Genomic DNA, 19,091 nt, shown 5'->3' with positions numbered 1-19,091 from the left:
GAATGATCGCGGGTGGTTTGGGCGAACGCTCAAGGTTCGCCAAGGTTCTCACCTACGGACTGGAAAGCGGGGCGTCAAAGCGACACCAGGGCGCGGCGTTTGGGCGATCTTTCAAGACCAGTCCTTCGTGGAGCCCGCTTTCCCGATTCGATGGGCGACATCGGTCGAACGGTCTTCATAAATGAAGAACCGAATACTCAAACGGCTTGATGATTTTCAGGTGGAGGGGTCGAAACCTGTCGACCTTTACACCAGAGTGGCTCCGCAGGTAGGATTCGAACCTACGACCAGCCGATTAACAGTCGGCTGCTCTACCACTGAGCTACTGCGGAACATCTGCTCGGGAGGCGGGCCTATAGCAGCGGGTGTTCCAATCTTGCAATGGGAAATCGAACCATCGAGCCGATAATTGTCGAAGACCCCGAGGACCCGCGCGTCGCCGCCTATCGCGACATTCGCGAGCGTGATCTGACGGGGCGTCAGGGTCTGTTCATTGCGGAAGGGGAGGTGGTGGTGCGCGGTCTGGCGTCCGGCGCATCCCTGTGTCGGCCGCTGTCGCTGCTGCTGGCGGAAAAGCGCGTGGCCGCGTTGGATGACGTCATCCGGGCGCTTCCGGCGGACGCATCGGTCTATGTCGCGGGCCAGGCGGTGCTGGATCGGATCGCCGGGTTCGAACTGCACCGGGGCATTCTGGCCCTGGGCGAAAAGCCTGCTCCGCCGCCCTTGGAGGCGCTGCTGCAAGATGTGGCGGCGGACGATGTCTTCGTCGTCGCCAGCGGCATCGGCAATCACGACAATATGGGCGGCCTGTTCCGCAACGCCGCCGCCTTCGGGGCCAGGGCCGTCCTGCTGGATTCGACCTGCTGCGATCCCTTTTATCGCAAGGCCATCCGGGTTTCGGTCGGGGCGGTGTTGCGCACGCCGTTCGCCGTCGCCGCGTCGTCCGGCATTCTGGACGCCCTGACCCAGGCGGGGGTCGAGGTGTTGGCCTTGACCCCATCGGCGGGCGAGCGTCTGGCGGACTATCGTCGCAAAGGTGCGGTCGCCGTGGTGCTGGGCTCAGAGGGGCCGGGCCTGCCGCGGGATGTCATCGACCGTTGTCGCCCCATCGGCATCGCCATGGCGGGGGGATTCGATTCGCTGAACGTCGCGGCGACCAGCGCGGTGGCCCTGCATCATCTGACCACGACGGCGTTGGGCGCTTGAAACGAAAAGGCCGCCCGTGGGGGCGGCCTTCGTCCGTATCGTCGCAATGGAGGCCTGACCGGGAATCGAACCCGGGTGCAAGGATTTGCAGTCCTCTGCGTCACCACTCCGCCATCAGGCCGCTTTTTGATCCCCGATTTCTCAGGGGGCGGTCATTGCGAGGGGCGTTCGCTATCAGATCGGATTGTCCGCTGCAACGCACGGACCTATAAGCGCGCGAGTTTTCCTCCCGGATTATCGTTGAAGGCTGCCCACAGATGGATTTCACCGCCGAGCGCAAGGCTATGGTCGACTCGCAGGTGCGGGTGAACGACGTGACGGATCGCGCGATTCACCTGGCTATGCTGGCCGTGCCGCGCGAACAGTTCTGCGCCCCCGACCGCGCCTTCGCCGCCTATTCCGAAGAGGTCCTGGCCATCGCCGGGGACCGCCGCCTGATGCCGGCGCGCGACGTGGCCAAGCTGCTCCAGGCCGCCAATGCGCGTGAGGGCGAGAAGGCCCTGGCCATGGCCGCACCCTACGCCGCGGCCGTGTTGGCTCGGATGGGGCTGGTCGTCACCGCCCAGGAATCAGAGGAAGCCGTGTTCGGCGTCGTCGGCGACGCCCTGGCCGCAGAGGGCGTCGCGACGGCGGTGCAGCCGCTATCGCAGCCGACCGGCGAGAACTGGGATCTGATCGTGTCCGAGGGCGGGGTCGAGACCTTGCCCGAATCGTGGGGCGCCGCGCTGCGGCCCGGCGGCCGGATCGTGGTGGTGGAGCGTCGCGGCGCGATCGGCAAGGCGGCGCTGTTCGTCAAGACGGCCGAGGGGCTGTCGCGCCGCGAGCTGTTCGATTCGTCGCCGGCGGTCCTTGCCGAGTTGACGTCGGCGCCTACCTTCGCGCTGTAGCAACCTGATCGGCCGGGCGACGGATCGCGCGACCGCAACCGTGAAGAAAACTTAACTGGCGTGTGGTTCAGTCAGGCCGCAGTTACGCTTGAGAAAACATTCGGGCGTTCTTTTCGGGGCGTCGGGCAAGGACGGACAATGTTGAAACGCTCGCGTGTGCTGGCTTCGGCCGCAGTGGTCGCCGTGATGACCGGCCTGGGCGCGCCCGCCTGGGCCGAGACGCTTCAGGACGCCATCGCCCTGGCCTACCGGACCAATCCCAACCTGCTGGCCCAGCGCGCAAACCAGCGGGCCTTGGACGAATCGGTGGTCCAGGCACGTTCGGGCCTGCGTCCGACGCTCAGCGCCTCGGCCGGCGTGGACTACACCCGCAACGACTTCCCCGCCGTGACCCAGTTCGTCGACACGAACGGGGACGGCGTGCCGGACACCCAGATCTCGACCAAGTCGTCCGAAACCCAGGGCGCCAATCTCGGCGTCAGCCTGAGCCAGAACCTGTGGACCGGCGGCCGCACCGCGCGCGCCATCGATCAGGCCCGCGCCGGGGTGCTGGCCGGCCGCGAAAACCTGCGTCAGATCGAACAGTCGGTCATGCTGTCGGTCATCCAGGCCTATGTGAACGTCACCCGCGACATGGAGATCCTGCGCATCCGCCAGGAGAATCTCAGCGTCCTGCAGCGCCAGCTGGAAGAGACAAGCGCCCGCTTCGAGGTGGGGGAGATCACCCGCACCGACGTCGCCCAGGCCGAGGCGTCCCAGGCCCAGTCCGAGGCCGATCTGGCCAATGCCCAGGCCCAGCTGGCCACCTCGCGCGCCGCCTACGCCGCCGTCGTGGGCCAGTCGCCGACCGATCTGGAGGCCGCGCCGACGCTTCCGGCCGTGCCGACCGACTTCGACGTCGCCATGGAGACGGCGCTGCAACGCAATCCAGGCGTTCTGGCCGCCACCTATCAACTGCAGGGGGCAGAGGCCGCCGTCGCCGCCGCCCGTTCGGAATATATGCCGTCGGTGCGCGCCACCGCCTCCTACGGCGGATCGTCCAATGATCTGGGCGACCTGGGGCAGCTGGCTGATCGCCGCAGCTTCACCGCCGGCGCCACCCTGTCGGTGCCGCTGTTCACCGGCGGTTTGAACCAGTCGCGCGTGGCCCAGGCGCTGGAGCGCGCCAACGCTGCCCAGATGTCCATTGAGGGCGAACGTCGCACGGTGCTTCAGAACGTCAGCTCCGCCTATGCCCAGGTGCTGTCGACCCGCGCCAATGTGACGGCCGGAACCGAGGCTGTGCGCGCCGCCTCGGTCGCCGCCGAGGGCGTGCGCCAGGAGGCGCAGGTCGGTCTGCGCACCACCCTGGACGTCCTGAACCAGGAAGTGACGCTGCGCGCCTCCCAGACCGCCGTCGCCAACGCCCGCGCCGCCGAATACGTCGCCCGCGCCTCTCTGCTGGCCGCCATGGGTCAACTGGAAGGGCCGGCGCTGAATCCCACCGTTGACGCCTATGATCCCAAGACCAACTATGATCACGTCCAGGGCCGCGGCGGTCTGCCGTGGGATGGCGTGATCGAGACGCTTGACCGCGTGGCCTCGCCGCCCATCGTGGGAACTGTGGACGCGCCGGACGCGCCGATCGACGCCCAGTTGAAGGGCGAGGTCGTGCGCACCGCGCCCCGCAACTGACGCCGAACCCGCGCCCGACGAACGCGCCCGTTGATTCCAGCGGGCGAAGATGCGACGACAAGGCATAGATTCCAGACGATCCTTTGTCTGGCGTCGTCCTTTTCGCGGCGCGCGGATCGTTCCGTAAGCCACCTTTCGTCCCAGGCCACGCCCAAGGTTGCGCCATGACCGATCAGTCCGCCCAGGAACCGACCATGGAAGAGATCCTGGCGTCGATTCGCCGGATCATCTCCGAAGATGAGGCCCCGGCCGAAACCCCGGCCGCCGAATCGGCGCCTGAGGTCGCGGCGCAGGCTGAACCCGAGCCCAAGCCCGCTGCGGCCGACACGGTCTTCGCCGCCCCGTTCGAGCCTGAACCGGCCATCGCCGTCGAAGACGATGTGCTGGAGCTGACCGACCGTTACGACGCCGCCCCGACCGAGACCATCGGCGATCTGGATGTGACGCCGGCCGAAACCTATCAGGCGCCCGAGCCGCCCGCGCCTTCCCCTGTGTCGACCCCGGTCTCGGAGCCCGCCTACGACACCCTGGTCGGCGACAGCGCCGCCGCCAGCGCCGCCTCCGCGTTCGCCGGTCTGGCCGCCAGTTTCAAGAAGCCGGACCCGGCGCCCGCCGTCTCGACCGGCGATCTGCCCTTCGTCAGCGGCAATACGGTGGAGGCCATGGTCGCCGAAATGCTCCGGCCCCTGCTGAAAGACTGGCTGGACGCCAATCTGCCCGCCATCGTGGAGGCCCAGGTACGCAAGGAAGTCGAACGCATCGCGCGCAGCGCCTAGCCCTTCGCTTGACCGCAGACTAATCCGAGGGGCGGCTCCTGAAGGGGCCGCCTTTCTGCATTTTCGATATGCTCAAGGAGCGACGCGCCGCGCGCGGAGCGTTTAGCAACAAAGAAGTCCCCAATGCTTGAGAAGACTTTCGAACCCCAGGCCGCCGAGCCTCGCCTCTACGCCCAGTGGGAAGACAGCGGCCTGTTCGCGCCCCGCACCGAAGGCGCCGCAGGCGCCTATTCGATCGTCATTCCGCCGCCGAACGTGACGGGCAGTCTGCACATCGGCCATGCGCTGAACAATACGCTGCAGGACATCTTGGCCCGCTATCACCGGATGAAGGGCAAGGCGGTGCTTTGGCTGCCCGGCACCGACCATGCGGGCATCGCCACGCAGATGGTGGTGGAACGCCAGCTGGCCGCCGCGGGCAATGTCGGCCGCCGCGACATGGGGCGCGACGCCTTTATCGAAAAGATCTGGGAATGGAAGGCCGAGAGCGGCGGGACCATCGTGCGCCAGCTGCGTCGCCTGGGCGCCTCCTGCGACTGGTCGCGCGAGCGGTTCACCCTGGACGAGGGGCTGAACGCCGCCGTCCGCAAGGTCTTCGTGCAACTGCACAAGGAAGGTCTGATCTACCGTGACAAGCGGCTGGTGAACTGGGACCCGCATTTCCAGACCGCCATCTCGGACTTGGAGGTCGAGCAGCGCGAGGTGGACGGCGCCTATTGGCGCTTCGCCTATCCGCTGGCCGATGGCGTGACCTACGAACACCCCGTCGCCTTCGATGAAGACGGCAAGGCGATCGGGTGGGAGACGCGTGACTTCATCGTCGTCGCCACGACCCGGCCCGAGACCATGCTGGGTGACACTGGCGTCGCGGTTCACCCGGACGACGAACGCTACGCCGGTCTGGTCGGCAAGTTCGTGACCCTGCCGATCGTCGGCCGTCGCATTCCCATCGTCGCCGACGACTATGCCGACCCGACCAAGGGTTCGGGCGCGGTCAAGATCACGCCAGCGCATGATTTCAATGACTTCGGCGTGGGAAAGCGCGCGGGCCTGCCGTCGCTGAATATTCTGGACGCTTTCGGCCGCATCACCGACGCCGACACGCCGGATGTGCCGTCGGACTATGTGGGGCAGGACCGTTTCGCCGCGCGCAAGGCCATCGTCGCCTGCGCCGAGGAAGAGGGCTGGCTGCGCGAGATCGAGAAGACCAAACATGTCGTCCCGCACGGCGACCGCTCCGGCGTGGTCATCGAGCCGTGGCTGACGGATCAATGGTACGTCGACGCCAAGGTCCTGGCCCAGCCCGCGCTGAAGGCGGTGGAGCAGGGCGACACGGTGTTCGAGCCGAAGTCGTACGAGAAGATTTATTTCGAATGGCTGAGGAACATCGAGCCGTGGTGCATCTCGCGCCAGCTGTGGTGGGGCCACCGCATCCCGGCATGGTACGGTCCGAACGGCGAAATCTACGTCGCCGAAACGGAAGAGGACGCCCGCGAACAGGCGATGGCGGACTATGATTCCGAGGTCGCTCTGACCCAGGACGAGGACGTTCTGGACACTTGGTTCTCCTCGGCCCTGTGGCCCTTCTCGACCATGGGCTGGCCCGAGAAGACCGAGGATCTGGAGCGGTTCTATCCGACCAGCGACCTGGTCACGGCGGCGGACATCATCTTCTTCTGGGTCGCCCGGATGATGATGATGGGCCTGCACTTCATGGACGGCGAGGTTCCCTTCAAGCGGGTCATCATCAACGGTCTGGTCCGCGACGAGAAGGGCCAGAAGATGTCGAAATCCAAGGGGAACGTCATCGACCCCCTGGGCATCATCGACGAACTGGGCGCCGATCCGTTGCGCTTCACCATGGCCATCCTGTCGGGCACGCGCGACATCAAACTGTCGAAACAGCGGATCGAGGGTTACCGCAACTTCGGCACCAAGCTGTGGAACGCCGCCCGCTTCAGCCAGATGAACGAAGCGCGCCGCGTCGAGGGCTTTGATCCCGCGACAGTCGAACAGACGATCAACCGCTGGATTCGCGGCGAACTGACCAAGACCGAACGCGCCGTGTCCGACGCCATCGAAGGCGGACGGTTCGACGATGCGGCGGGCGCCCTGTACCGCTTCGTCTGGAACGTCTTCTGCGACTGGTATCTGGAACTGGCCAAGCCGGTGTTCCAGGGATCGGACGAGGCCGCCAAGGCCGAGACGCGCGCCATGACCGCCTGGACGCTGGACCAGACGCTGAAGCTGTTGCATCCGGTCATGCCCTTCATCACCGAGGAGCTTTGGGCCGAACTGGGCAAGGAAGGTCCCGCTCGTGATGGCCTGCTGATCGGCGCCGAATGGCCGGTTCTGCCGGATGCCTTCATCGACGCCTCGGCCGAGGCCGAGATCGGCTGGCTGGTCGATCTGGTCGGTGAGATTCGGGGGCTGCGCGCCGAGATGAACGTGCCGCCGTCGGCCAAGCCGCCGCTGGCCTTCGTCGCGCCCGACGCCGTGACCGCCGAACGCATCGCCCGCCATCGCGATCTGATCCTGACCCTGGGTCGGGTGTCAGAGGTCGGGTCGGCGGATGCTGCCCCGACGGGCGCCGTGACCTTCGTCTCGGGCGGCTCGACCGTCGCCCTGTCGCTGGCGGGCATCATCGACCTGACCGCCGAACGGGCGCGTCTGGAGAAGGAGATCGCCGCCTTCGACAGCGACATCGGCCATGTGAACAAGAAGCTGGGCAACCCCAACTTCGTCGCCCGCGCCGCGCCGGAAGTCGTGGACGAACAGCGCGCCAAACTGGCCGAGGCCGAGGCCGGCAAGGCCAAGCTGCAGGCGGCGCTGGCCCGTCTCAGCGAGATCGGATGACCGTCTTCTTTCCGCTCATTCCCGCGAAAGCGGGGACCCAGTTATTTCGCGGCATCAATGCCTTGGATCAGGCAGGGCGAGACCAGCCAGACGCCGGAACGCCCAAGGCGCTGGGTCCCCGCTTTCGCGGGGATGAGCGGAGATGAAGGGGCGCGTTGATCAGCTTCTGGTCGCGCGCGGTCTGTTCGACAGCCGCGCGCGGGCAGCGGCGATCGAGGCCGGTCTGGTGCTCGCCGACGGCGTGGCGGTGCAGAAGCCGTCCGAGCAGATCGACGCGGACGCGGTGCTGGAGGCCCAGCCCGCGCACCGCTGGGTCGGACGCGGCGCATTGAAGCTGGATCATGCGCTGGGCCTGTGGCCGATTGCGGTCGAGGGACGGGTGGCGCTGGACGTCGGCGCCTCGACCGGCGGCTTCACCGAGGTCTGTCTGGATCGAGGCGCGGCGCGGGTTTTCGCCGTCGATGTCGGTTTCGGTCAGATGCACGACCGGGTCGCCGACAACCCGCGCGTGGTCAATCTGGAGCGCACGGACGCCCGCGATCTGCGCCCGGCCCTGATCCCGCAGGCGCCGTCCCTGATCGTCTGCGACGCCAGTTTCATCAGCCTGTCGAAGGTGCTGCCCGCCGCCCTGGCGCTGGCGGCGGACGACGCCGATCTGGTGACGCTGGTGAAGCCCCAGTTCGAGGCGGACGGCCCGGGCGGCGTCGGCAAGAAGGGCGTGCTCAAGGACCCGCAGGCCCATGCGGCGGCGGTTCAGCGGGTCTCCGACTGGCTGGAAAGCGTCGGCTGGACCGTGCAGGCCACGACCGAAAGCCCGATCACGGGCGGCGACGGCAATGTCGAGTTCCTGCTCTGGGCAAGGCGCGCCTCAAGCAGCGCGACGGCGCGATAGGCCCCCGAAATCCAGTCTCAAGCAGCGCGACCGCGCGATAGGCCCACGAACCCGGCCTCAAGCAGCGCGACGGCGCGATAGGCCCCCAATAAAGAGAAACCGCCGGAGGACTGATCCTCCGGCGGCTCCCGTCACATCGTCGATCGACAGGGGGGCTGAAAATTAATCGACGACGCGATAGCGGCCGTATTGGTCGGGGCAGGTGCGGACATAGCGGGTGTCCGTGCGACCATCGGGCAGACGGATCTGGCTCTCGGCCAGGCGGCATCCGTCGGAGTTGCGATAGGAATCGACCGGGCGCGAACGGTCGTCGTAGTAGCCGCCGCCATCATAGGCATAGTCGCTGCGACGGTCGTAGTCGTCGTAACGATAGCCCTGATCACCAGAGTAACGGTTGTCGTAGTAGCCGTAGGTCGGCTGGCTGTAACCTTGGTTGTAATAGCCGCTGGAGCCATAGCTGCTCTGATAGCTGCGGCAGGCGTCGGAGCTGGACCGACCGACCTGCGACCCGACCACGGCGCCGAGCACGCCGCCCAGGATGCTGCCTTCCGTGCGACGACCGCGCGCCGCCAGTTGCGAGCCGATGACGGCGCCCGCGCCGCCGCCGATCACCGCGCCGGCGCCGGTCCGACCCTGGCGCTCGCGCGAGCAGGGGTCGTAGGACGGGTAGCCGCGACCATAGTTGTAGGATGGCGAATAACCGCCGGTGCCGTAGTTCTGGCTATAGCCCTGACCGTAATAGTTCTGAGCCGAGGCCGCCATCGGGGCGGCGGTGACGCCCAGCGCCAGGGCGGCTGCGGCGGCGAGCGAAGACTTGGAGAGACGCATTTTTCAACCCTTCCGAGGACCGAACGATTTCCGTCAACGGTTAACGGCAAGCCTCGTGTCTCGTTGCAGTCCGATTTAAGACAGCGAAGCTGAACGGCATTTGAGCGTTATGTTCATCTTCGTTCATCTTTCAGGCGAGTGGCGCGCGGTCGGCCCGGACGCGACTTGAGCGGCCTTTCGGCGGCGGCTAGAAGCCCGGCGATGGAGACTTTCATCATCGACCGCGTCGGCGGCCAGGGCGACGGCGTCGCCCGCTCGGCGGCGGGGCCGGTGTTCGCGGGCCTGACACTGCCCGGCGAGACCGTGCGTGGCCAGATCGTGGACGGTCGGCTGGAAGGCGTCGAGATCGTCACGCCCAGCCCGGATCGGATCGCGCCGGTTTCGCCGCAATATGGCGATTGCGGCGGTTGCTCGCTGCAGCATTGGGCCGAGGGGCCCTATCTGGACTGGAAGCGCGAGCAGGTGCGCCTGGCCCTGACGCGCGAACGGATCGAGACTGAGATCGAGGCGACAATCGCCACGCCTCCGGGCAGCCGTCGCCGCGTCGCCCTACATGCCCGGCGTGATGCGGCAGGCCGCGTGGCTCTGGGGTTCAAGGCGCGCCGATCCTGGCGGCTGGTGGAAGTCACGGCCTGTCCGGTTGCCGATCCTCGCATCGTTCAGGCCATCCCCGCCCTGACGCAGGTGGCGGCGGCCTTCTTCGAACACCCCAAGTCCGCGCCGACACTGCACGTCACCTGGACCCTGGCTGGGTTGGACGTCGATGTAACGGGCGTGGAGCGGCGTTCGGGCGGCGGCCTGTCCGCCGACGCCCGCACCCAGGCGGTTCAGGCCGCGCATCGGGCGGACCTGGCGCGGCTGAGCCTGGCGGGCGAGATTCTGGTGATGGCGCGACAGCCGACCGTGGCCTTCGGACCGGCGACGGTCGCCTTGCCGGCCGGCGGCTTCCTGCAGGCTGCGCCCCCGGCCGAGGCGGCCATGACGGCGCGCGCGGTGGCGGCGGTGAAGGGCGCCAAGAAGGTGGCGGACCTGTTCTGCGGGGCGGGGACCTTCACCTTCCCCTTGGCGACGGTCGCCCCCGTGATCGCCGCCGATGCGTCCAAGCCCGGCATCGACGCGCTGAAATCCGCCGTCGGTTCGGCCAGGGGCATGAAGGCGATCACGGCAGAGGCCCGTGATCTGTTCCGGCGTCCGATGACCCCCTATGACCTGAAGGGCTGCGACGCCATCGTGTTCGATCCGCCCCGCGCCGGGGCCGTTGGCCAGACGGCCCAGATCGCCACGACCAAGGCCGCTGTGGTCGTCGGCGTATCGTGCAATCCCCAGACCTTCGCGCGTGACGCCCGCGTCCTGATCGACGCCGGGTTCCGGCTGGAGACGGTGACGCCGATCGACCAGTTCCTGTGGTCCGCCCACGTCGAACTGGTCGGCGTTTTCAGACGATAGGACGACCATGACCGAGATGACCGATGATCTGCATGAGGAAGACGGCGGCGGCTTCGACGCCGACGATTGGAGCCGCCTGAAGCCGTTCAGGGGGGCGGTCGCGACGCTGGAGGACGTGCAGGCGCGCCGCGCCATCTTCGCCCTGGGCGACACCGACGATCCGCGCCCTATCGCCATGGACCTGCCCCAGCCGGTGATCTGGTGGGACGAGGACGGTGAACAGGCGGCCGTCGCGGTCCAGGCCGAAAGCCATCTGGGGGATGACGGGCAGGAGATGGAAGTCCTGGGCCTGGTCCTGCCGGACGGTGAGGGGGCGGTCGCCCTGATGGAGGACGTCGATCTGGTCGACGACAGCGACCCGACATGGCGCGATCTGGTGACCCGCGCCATCGACCCCACGGCCGCCGACGATTAGTTCAGATCGCGGCCTGCGGCAGGTCGAACAGGTCCATCTGCGGTCGCGCATCCGGCGGCACGCGGAACTGCGTCTCGTCCAGCAGGCGGTGGGGCGTGTCCAGGCCATAGCGTTTGACCGCCGCCTTGAACCGCGCGCCGACCAGTTCAGCGACCGGACCCGTGCCCTTCATCCGCTGGGACCAGTCGGCGTCGTAATCCTTGCCGCCGCGCGTCTGGCGGATCAGCGACATGACCCGCGCGGCGCGGTCGGGACGGGCGTCGGCCAGCCATTCGCGGAACAGATCCTTGATCTCCAGCGGCAGACGCAGCGTCACATACATGGCGCGCGTCGCGCCCGCCTTGGCCGCAGCCTCCAGAATCGACTCCAGTTCATGATCGTTCAGGCCCGGAATGACGGGTGCGAACCCCACCCCGACCGGACACCCCGCATCGGCCAGCCGGGAAATGGCCTCGAGCCGTTTGGCGGGGGTCGATGCGCGCGGCTCCATCGCGCGGGCCAGTCCGCGGTCCAGGGTGGTGATGGAGACGAAGGCCGAGGCCAGGCCCGCCTTGCCCATCGGCCCCAGGATGTCGGCGTCGCGTCCGATCAGCACCGACTTGGTGATGATGCTGAACGGGTGGTTGAACCTTTGCATGACCTCCAGGATCGAACGGGTCGATCCCAGGTCACGCTCGACCGGCTGATAGGGGTCGGTGTTGCCGCCTATGTGGATGCGTTTGCATCGGTATCGGGGTGCGAGGAAGGCCTGTTCCAACAGACGCGCGGCCTGGGGCTTGAAGAAAATCCGGCTCTCGAAATCCAGGCCCGGGGATAGGCCCATCCAGGCATGGGACGGACGGGCGTAACAGTAGATGCAGCCATGTTCGCAACCTTTGTACGGGTTGATGGAGCGGTCGAATCCGATGTCCGGGCTGTCGTTCCGGGCGATGATCGTGCGGGCGTGTTCCGGCGTGAGGGTGGTGCGCAGGGGCGCGGCCTCGGCGTCGTCGCGCGTCCAGCCGTCGTCGAACGACAGGTGCTGCTCAGGTTCGTAGCGGCCGGTGGCATTCGAACGCGCGCCTCTTCCCTTGGCGATTTCCATGGGAAGGACGATGCGGCATCAGATGGAACAAATCAAGAACATTTGTTCCGATCTATTCCGGCCTATCCTTCGGGGCCGATGACCATGCAGGTGACGCGACGCTCCGCCAGGGCTTCGCAGGCTGTTTTGGCGGCGGTTTCCGTCAGGCCCGTAAATCGTGATCGGTACCAGTCGCCAGCCGTCTGGACGTTGCGTTCGGCGGTGGAGAACTGGGCTCGGAAGCGGCGGTTCAGCTCGGTCAGCCAGTCGTTGGCGACCTTTTCGTCGCGGAAGGCCCCGACCTGAACGGACCAGCGTCCGGCGGGGGTGCGGGCGGCCGAGCGCGCCGGCTCTCGTGCGGGCGGCGGCGTGGCGCGACGCGGCGTGGTCGAAGGGGCGACGGTCGCGCTGGCTGGCGCGCCGTTCAGGGAGGCGGTGACATTGTGGGGCGCACGGGGCGCCGCGGCGACCCTGCCTGCGCCCTGGCCCGCAGCCTGGCCCGCAGCCTGGCCCGCAGCCTGGGCTGTCGCGGCGGCGCGTTGGCTGGCCGCGCGCTCGGACGGCGAGGGCGCGACGCGGGTCGGCAGGACCGCCGGCGCCGGGGCGGCCGTATAGGCGACGGCGGTGGAACCGGCGGCTTCTCCATCCTCGTCGTCGCGGATCGAGGCATAGGCGATGGGCGCGTCGCCAGTCGCGGACTCGCCTCCGACGCCGAAGCCGCGCTGTTCGAAGAAGGTTTGTGCGACCTGAATGCGCTCGCCCTGGGCGCGGCGGCGTTCAACCTCGAATCCGGTGTCCATCAGTTCGGCGACGTGTGCGTTGCGGCTGGCCGTCGAGCGCCCGCCCAGGACCACGGTGATCAGGCGACGACCATCACGAACCGCCGACGCCGCCAGATTGTAGCCCGAGGCGTTGGTGTAGCCGGTCTTCATCCCGTCATAACCGCGTCCCGTCGGCAGCAGGCCGTTGGTGTTGCGATAGTTGCGGCCGTTATAGGCCCAGTCGTGCAGGCCGAAATAGCTGTAGTACTGAGGGAAATCGCGCATGATGGCCCGCGCCAGGATCGCCTGATCCCGCGCCGAGGTCAGTTGGCGTGCGTCAGGCAGGCCGTTGGCCGTGACGTAGCGGGTCTGGGTCATGCCCAGCTGTTCGGCCTTCGTCGTCATCATGCTGGTGAAGCGCGCCTCGGACCCGCCGATATGTTCACCGATGGCCAGGGCCATGTCGTTGGCCGAACGGACGGCCGTGGCCCGCATGGCGTTGTCCAGGGTGATGGTCTGCCCCGCCGCCAGCCCCAGTTTCGACGGCGGCTGAGAAGCGGCGCGCGGCGAAATGGTCAGGACGTCGTTCAGGTTCGCCTTGCCCTGCTCCAACGCCTCGAAGGTCAGATACAGGGTCATCATCTTGGTCAGGGACGCGGGATAGCGGCGGCTGTCGGCGTGGCGCGCGAACAGAACCTCGCCGGTCGCCGCATCGATCACGATGGCGGCATAACGGCTGCTCTCCTGAGATTGGGCCTCTATCGGACGGACATTGGCGCCCAACACCAGCGAAGCGGCGAGAAGGGCGAACAGTCCGCGGCGGAGGAAAGCGATCATGGGCGATACAACCCCTTGGTAATCAAGCCCTTGGCGAGCAGGGTGCGGCAGGCCCCCCGGCCGACGCGACGAAAGGGTTAGCATAGGAACCGGGGGTTTCATGGTGGTTAACCGCCCGTCAACGTGAATTTGAACCGCCTATCGGGGTTATGCCTGCAACCTGATCGGCGATAATATTGTGCAGCGCACAAAGCAGCCTTGCATTCATTTCGCACTTGCAGCATATTGCGGTTCTGCGAGGGTTCGCCTCGCGTCAGATTTTCCGCACCGCCGCCATCCCCCAGGCGGGCACCAACCGGAGAGACGATCATGGCCGACGCCGCCGAAACGATTAAGAAGACCGCCGACCAAGCCGCCGCCGCCACCGCTTCGGTGGGTGCGAAGGTCAAGGCGCAAGCCGAAACCATCCAGGCCGCCGGAACCCAGGCTTTCCGCGAAGGCATTGACAAGTCGGTCGCCTCGCTGGGCGAACTTAACGCCCACGGCAAGAAGAACCTGGAGGCCATGGTCGAGTCGGCCACCGTCGCCCAGAAGGGCGCAGAGGCCCTGTCGCAACAGGCCCTGGGCTTCGCCAAGACGTCGTGGGAAGAGGGCGTCGCCGCCTCCAAGGAACTGTCGACCGCTCGTTCGGTGCAGGAGTTCTTCGAACTGCAGACCGCCTGGGCCAAGAAGTCGATGGAACGCTACGTCGCTGAAATGACCAAGACGAACGAGATCGTCGCCAATACAGTCAAGGACAGCCTGAAGCCGATCAACGAGCGCGTCACCGCCTCGGTCGAAACCTTCCAGGCCGCCCGCTAAGCCGCAGCGGCTTGGAAATCGAAAAGGCCCCGGGGTTCGCTCCGGGGCCTTTTTTCGTTCTGCGTCCGTGATTTGCCATTCACGCAATCCGTGACTGGACGCCGCTTCAAATCAGGCCATCATTCCCTATCTGTTAGCCAAGACGACTCCCCGATTACGGAACACGAATGCCCATTCAAAGGCCCGGCGACACGGGCGGCGGTCAAGGAACCGCCGTCGTCACCGAAACCAAGCCGAAACTTCAGAAGCCCTCGCTGTATCGGGTGCTGATCCTGAACGACGATTATTCGCCGATGGAATTCGTCGTCTATGTGCTGGAGCGGTTCTTCCAGAAGAGCCGCGAGGAAGCGACCCGCATCATGCTGCATGTGCACCAGCATGGCGTGGGCGTCTGCGGCGTCTTCACCTACGAGGTCGCCGAGACCAAGGTCGCGCAGGTCATCGAGACCGCGCGCCGCCACCAGCACCCTCTGCAATGCACGATGGAAAAGGACTGAGAGGAGCCTCCCGATGCCTTCATTTTCCCGTCCTCTCGAAGAAACCCTGCACCGCGCGGTGGGATACGCCAATGCGCGCAGGCACGAATACGCCACGCTGGAGCATCTGCTCCTGGCGCTGATCGACGACCCGGACGCGTCCGGCGTCATGGGCGCCTGCAATGTCGATCTGAATGCGCTGAAAGCGGCGCTGACCCTGTATGTCGACAATGATCTGGCCGCCCTGGCCACGGCCGACGGCGAGGACGCCAAGCCGACCGCAGGCTTCCAGCGCGTGATCCAGCGCGCCGTGATCCACGTTCAGTCGTCCGGCCGCGAGGAAGTGTCCGGCGCCAACGTCCTGGTCGCCATCTTCTCGGAACGCGAAAGCCACGCGGCCTACTTCCTGCAGGAGCAGGACATGACGCGCTATGATGCGGTGAACTTCATCGCCCACGGCATCGCCAAGAAGGCGGGCGCGTCAGAGGGCAAGTCGGCCAAGGGCGCATCCCCCGAAGAGGCCGAGGACCAGTCGGCCGTCAAACAGGGCGGCGAGGCGCTGGAAGCCTATTGCGTCGACCTCAATGAGAAGTCGCGTCAGGGCAAGGTCGATCCCCTGATCGGTCGTCAGGCCGAGGTGGACCGCTCGATCCAGATCCTGTGCCGCCGCACCAAGAACAATCCGCTGCTGGTCGGCGATCCCGGCGTCGGCAAGACCGCCATCGCCGAGGGTCTGGCGCGCAAGATCGTCAATGGCGAAGTGCCCGACGTCCTGAAGGACGCCACCATCTACAGCCTGGACATGGGCGCGTTGCTGGCAGGCACCCGCTATCGCGGCGACTTTGAAGAACGCCTGAAACAGGTGGTCAAGGAGTTGGAGAACCACGACAACGCGGTTCTCTTCATCGACGAGATTCACACGGTGATCGGCGCGGGTGCGACCTCGGGCGGGGCGATGGACGCCTCCAACCTGCTGAAGCCCGCCCTGGCTTCGGGCACGCTGCGTTGCATGGGTTCGACGACCTACAAGGAATATCGCCAGCACTTCGAGAAGGACCGCGCCCTGGTGCGGCGCTTCCAGAAGATCGACGTCAACGAGCCGACGGTCGAGGATACGGTGAAGATTCTGAAGGGTCTGAAGACCTATTACGAGCAGCACCACAAGGTCCGCTATACCGACAGCGCCATCCGAACCGCGGTCGAACTGTCGGCCCGCTACATGACCGACCGCAAACTGCCGGACAAGGCGATCGACGTGATCGACGAGGCGGGCGCCGGCCAGATGCTTCTGGTCGAATCCAAGCGCAAGAAGGTCATCGGCCAGAAGGAGGTCGAGGCCGTCATCGCCAAGATGGCCCGCATCCCGGCCAAGTCGGTGTCCAAGTCCGACACCGAGAGCCTGCGCGAGCTGGAAACTGATCTGAAGCGCGTCGTCTTCGGTCAGGAACAGGCCATCGAACAGGTGTCGGCGGCGATGAAGCTGGCGCGGGCGGGTCTTCGCGACCCAAACAAGCCCATCGGCAGCTTCCTGTTCAGCGGCCCGACCGGCGTGGGCAAGACCGAGGTGGCCAAGCAACTCGCCGCCACCCTGGGCATCGAGATGCAGCGGTTCGACATGTCCGAATATATGGAGCGGCATACGGTCAGCCGCCTGATCGGCGCGCCTCCCGGCTATGTCGGCCATGACCAGGGCGGCCTGCTGACCGACGCGGTTGATCAGCATCCGCACGCCGTCATCCTGCTGGACGAGATCGAGAAGGCGCACCCGGACGTCTACAACATCCTGCTGCAGGTGATGGACAACGGCACGCTGACCGATGCGGTCGGCAAGAAGGTCGATTTCAGGAACGTCATCCTGATCATGACCACCAACGCCGGGGCCGCCGACAACGCCCGCGCCTCCATCGGCTTCGGCCGGGGCAAGGTCGAGGGCGAGGACGACAAGGCCATCCAGCGTCTGTTTGCGCCCGAGTTCAGGAACCGCCTGGACGCCATCGTGGCCTTCAAGCCGCTGGGCGCCGAGACGATCCGCTCGGTGGTGACCAAGTTCGTGCTGCAGCTGGAAGCCCAGCTGGCGGACCGCAACATCACCATCGAACTGACCGACGAAGCCGCCGACTGGCTGGCCAAGAACGGCTTCGACGAACTGTATGGCGCCCGCCCGCTGGCGCGGGTCATTCAGGACTCGATCAAGAAGCCGTTGGCCGACGACATCCTGTTCGGTCGCCTGACGCGCGGCGGACACGTCAAGGTCCAGCTGAAGGACGGCAAGATCGACTTCGACATCGCCAGCCCCTCGGGCGCCCCGGCGAAGGCCGAGGAAGAAGAGACGGCCTGATCGTCGGCAGGCAAGACGGCAGAAGGCCCGGCTGGAAACAGCCGGGCCTTTTTCTCAGCCCTGTTTGAACGGCGACAGTTCGGCGGTCATTGCGGCCCTTTGTTCCTCCACCGCCGGGCCTTCGCCCTCCAGATAGCGGGCGACGGGGTCGCGCAGGGCGGGGTCGGCGATGAAGTGGGCGGAATAGACGGGGGAGGGCAGGTAGCCGCGCGCGATCTTGTGCTCGCCCTGCGCTCCTGCCTCGACGCGGGACAGGCCCTGCGCGATGGCGAAGTCGATGGCCTGATAATAGCAGAGCTCGAAATGCAGGAAGGGCACATCGTCCAGCGTGCCCCACTGGCGGCCATACAGGGCGTCGCGGCCGATGAAGTTCAGGGCCCCGGCGATGGGCGCGCCGTCCCGAAACGCCATGACCAGGGCGATCCGGTCGGCCATGGTCGCCCCGACGCGGGCGAAGAAGTCGCGCGTCAGATAGGGCCGACCCCATTTGCGCGAGCCGGTGTCCATATAGAAGGCGAAGAAGGCGTCCCAATGCGCCTCGGTGATCTCGACGCCGGTCAGGATGCGGATGTCCAGGCCCGCCTGGGCATCGCGCCGCTCGCGCCGAATCGATTTGCGGCGGTTGGCCGACAGGGCGGCCAGAAAATCGTCGAAGGTCTTATAGCCGTCGTTGCGCCAGATGAATTGAATGTCCTGACGCGGCAGCAGACCCGCCTCGGTCATGGCCGCCCATTCCGCCTGCGTCGGGAAGTTGACGTGCAGGGACGAGACGCCCAGCCGCTCCACCAGTGTCAGGGCGCCCTGCAACAGGGCCTGGCGCACCGTGGCGGCGTCCGCGTCGGGATGGGTCAGGAAGCGCGGCCCGGTGGCGGGCGTAAAAGGCACGGCGCCCAGCAGCTTGGGATAATAGCGGCCGCCCGCCCGCTCATAGGCGTCGGCCCAGCTGTGGTCGAAGACGTACTCGCCCTGGCTGTTTCCCTTCAGATACAGCGGCATGACGCCGAGGACGTCGCCACTGTCACCCCGCAGGGCCAGATGACGCGGCGCCCATCCCTGACGCGGCGCGGCGCTCTCGGACGCCTCGCAGGCGTGCAGGAAGTCGTAGGAGACGAAGGGATCGCCGGTGGAACGCGCACAGGCGTCCCAGGCGTCGCGGCCTATGTCGGCGATCCCGTCGTGAACGGTGATGTGAAAACTCATCCCCGCTCATCCCCGCGAAGGCGGGGACCCAGAGCTTTGGGCGAACCCGCTCGTCCCTTCGTCCCCGCTGATCGTCCAAATCTTGGCCGAGCAAAAGAACTGGGTCCCCGCCTTCGCGGGGATGAGCGGATCATGAGGTCGCCGATCAGCGGATCTCCACGATCGCGTCGATCTCGACCGCGAAGCCCAGCGGCAGCTTATAGACGCCGACGGCCGAGCGGGCGTGCTTGCCCGCGTCGCCGAAGACCTGGACCATCAGGTCCGAACAGCCGTTGATGACGGCGGGGATGGCCTCGAAGTCGGGGCCGGCCTGGACGAAGCCGCCCAGTTTGACGATGCGGACCACCCGGTTCAGGTCGCCGTCGCAGGCGGCCTTGATCTGGGCGATCAGGTTCAGGCCGCACAGGCGGGCCGCGTCCACGGCCTGTTCCGGCGTCACATCCACGCCGACCGTGCCCTTGATCCCGCCGTTGGCGTCGTTCGACAGCTGGCCCGAGATGGTGATCTGATCGCCCGACCGGACGAAGGAGACATAGCTGGCCACCGGCTTGGCGGGTTCCGGCAGGGTGAGGCCGAGTTCGGCGATGCGGGCTTCGATGCTCATGGGGGCTCCTTTTGTCTGGTGGCGGTTTAGC

At 66.6% G+C, this 19,091-nt stretch carries 16 protein-coding genes and 2 tRNA genes; 11 read left to right on the top strand and 7 right to left on the bottom strand.

Annotated elements, in window-relative coordinates; all coding sequences use genetic code 11:
- Positions 1 to 257 precede the first annotated feature (257 nt).
- Positions 258 to 332: transfer RNA gene (locus tag P0Y50_14365), tRNA-Asn, on the bottom strand.
- 49 nt (positions 333 to 381) lie between these two features.
- Between P0Y50_14365 and P0Y50_14360 the strand changes: the two genes are divergently transcribed.
- Positions 382 to 1,206 (top strand): RNA methyltransferase, encoded by an 825-nt coding sequence (locus P0Y50_14360; protein ID WEK39699.1) that lies wholly within the window; start codon positions 382 to 384, stop codon positions 1,204 to 1,206.
- Positions 1,207 to 1,253: 47 nt separating this feature from the next.
- Here the strand turns inward: P0Y50_14360 and P0Y50_14355 are convergent.
- Positions 1,254 to 1,327 (bottom strand) — tRNA-Cys (locus P0Y50_14355).
- 136 nt (positions 1,328 to 1,463) lie between these two features.
- Between P0Y50_14355 and P0Y50_14350 the strand changes: the two genes are divergently transcribed.
- The 5 genes from P0Y50_14350 (at position 1,464) to P0Y50_14330 (ending at position 8,291) form a co-directional block, all read left to right on the top strand.
- Positions 1,464 to 2,093: a protein-L-isoaspartate O-methyltransferase gene (locus P0Y50_14350; GenBank protein WEK39698.1), complete on the top strand. Its 630-nt coding sequence runs from the start codon at positions 1,464 to 1,466 to the stop codon at positions 2,091 to 2,093.
- 138 nt (positions 2,094 to 2,231) lie between these two features.
- Entirely contained in the window at positions 2,232 to 3,767 is a 1,536-nt protein-coding gene (locus P0Y50_14345; protein ID WEK39697.1) for a TolC family outer membrane protein, read from the top strand.
- A gap of 164 nt (positions 3,768 to 3,931) precedes the next feature.
- Positions 3,932 to 4,543 carry a DUF2497 domain-containing protein gene (locus P0Y50_14340; protein ID WEK39696.1) on the top strand — a complete coding sequence of 204 codons (612 nt, stop codon included), beginning with the start codon at positions 3,932 to 3,934 and terminating at the stop codon, positions 4,541 to 4,543.
- Between the two features lie 123 nt (positions 4,544 to 4,666).
- The gene (locus P0Y50_14335; GenBank protein WEK39695.1) at positions 4,667 to 7,399 is read left to right on the top strand and encodes a valine--tRNA ligase; all 2,733 of its coding nucleotides are present in this window, start codon (positions 4,667 to 4,669) and stop codon (positions 7,397 to 7,399) included.
- A 142-nt stretch (positions 7,400 to 7,541) separates the two neighbouring features.
- Positions 7,542 to 8,291, top strand: coding sequence for a TlyA family RNA methyltransferase (locus tag P0Y50_14330; protein ID WEK39694.1), 750 nt, complete (start codon positions 7,542 to 7,544; stop codon positions 8,289 to 8,291).
- A gap of 162 nt (positions 8,292 to 8,453) precedes the next feature.
- Here the strand turns inward: P0Y50_14330 and P0Y50_14325 are convergent, their stop codons facing one another.
- Complete coding sequence (locus tag P0Y50_14325) at positions 8,454 to 9,119, bottom strand: glycine zipper 2TM domain-containing protein (GenBank protein WEK39693.1); 666 nt, start codon at positions 9,117 to 9,119, stop codon at positions 8,454 to 8,456.
- Positions 9,120 to 9,320: 201 nt separating this feature from the next.
- Here P0Y50_14325 and P0Y50_14320 point away from each other — a divergent pair, with 201 nt between their 5' ends.
- Positions 9,321 to 10,565 (top strand): class I SAM-dependent RNA methyltransferase, encoded by a 1,245-nt coding sequence (locus tag P0Y50_14320; protein WEK39692.1) that lies wholly within the window; start codon positions 9,321 to 9,323, stop codon positions 10,563 to 10,565.
- A gap of 7 nt (positions 10,566 to 10,572) precedes the next feature.
- Positions 10,573 to 10,980 (top strand): hypothetical protein, encoded by a 408-nt coding sequence (locus P0Y50_14315; protein ID WEK39691.1) that lies wholly within the window; start codon positions 10,573 to 10,575, stop codon positions 10,978 to 10,980.
- A 1-nt stretch (position 10,981) separates the two neighbouring features.
- On the opposite strand, the gene P0Y50_14310 is transcribed toward P0Y50_14315, so the two are convergent.
- Together P0Y50_14310 and P0Y50_14305 are read right to left on the bottom strand one after the other, a co-directional pair.
- Positions 10,982 to 12,064 carry a PA0069 family radical SAM protein gene (locus P0Y50_14310; GenBank protein ID WEK39690.1) on the bottom strand — a complete coding sequence of 361 codons (1,083 nt, stop codon included), beginning with the start codon at positions 12,062 to 12,064 and terminating at the stop codon, positions 10,982 to 10,984.
- A 62-nt stretch (positions 12,065 to 12,126) separates the two neighbouring features.
- Positions 12,127 to 13,641 carry an SPOR domain-containing protein gene (locus P0Y50_14305; protein WEK39689.1) on the bottom strand — a complete coding sequence of 505 codons (1,515 nt, stop codon included), beginning with the start codon at positions 13,639 to 13,641 and terminating at the stop codon, positions 12,127 to 12,129.
- Between the two features lie 309 nt (positions 13,642 to 13,950).
- Here P0Y50_14305 and phaP point away from each other — a divergent pair, with 309 nt between their 5' ends.
- From phaP to clpA, 3 genes are all read left to right on the top strand, one after another.
- On the top strand, positions 13,951 to 14,442 hold the full coding sequence (gene phaP / locus P0Y50_14300; GenBank protein ID WEK39688.1) for a TIGR01841 family phasin: 492 nt from the start codon (positions 13,951 to 13,953) through the stop codon (positions 14,440 to 14,442).
- Between the two features lie 167 nt (positions 14,443 to 14,609).
- Positions 14,610 to 14,939 (top strand): ATP-dependent Clp protease adapter ClpS, encoded by a 330-nt coding sequence (gene clpS, locus P0Y50_14295; GenBank protein ID WEK39687.1) that lies wholly within the window; start codon positions 14,610 to 14,612, stop codon positions 14,937 to 14,939.
- A 13-nt stretch (positions 14,940 to 14,952) separates the two neighbouring features.
- Positions 14,953 to 17,256 carry an ATP-dependent Clp protease ATP-binding subunit ClpA gene (gene clpA, locus P0Y50_14290; protein WEK39686.1) on the top strand — a complete coding sequence of 768 codons (2,304 nt, stop codon included), beginning with the start codon at positions 14,953 to 14,955 and terminating at the stop codon, positions 17,254 to 17,256.
- A gap of 54 nt (positions 17,257 to 17,310) precedes the next feature.
- Here clpA and P0Y50_14285 read toward each other — a convergent pair whose 3' ends face one another.
- Both P0Y50_14285 and P0Y50_14280 read right to left on the bottom strand, forming a co-directional pair.
- Positions 17,311 to 18,456: a GNAT family N-acetyltransferase gene (locus P0Y50_14285; protein WEK39685.1), complete on the bottom strand. Its 1,146-nt coding sequence runs from the start codon at positions 18,454 to 18,456 to the stop codon at positions 17,311 to 17,313.
- Positions 18,457 to 18,601: 145 nt separating this feature from the next.
- Positions 18,602 to 19,060: a RidA family protein gene (locus P0Y50_14280; protein WEK39684.1), complete on the bottom strand. Its 459-nt coding sequence runs from the start codon at positions 19,058 to 19,060 to the stop codon at positions 18,602 to 18,604.
- Positions 19,061 to 19,091: the final 31 nt, after the last annotated feature.

It is taken from the genome of Candidatus Brevundimonas colombiensis (assembly GCA_029202665.1).
Lineage (GTDB): Bacteria > Pseudomonadota > Alphaproteobacteria > Caulobacterales > Caulobacteraceae > Brevundimonas > Brevundimonas colombiensis.
This window is presented reverse-complemented; position numbering and strand designations above follow the sequence as displayed.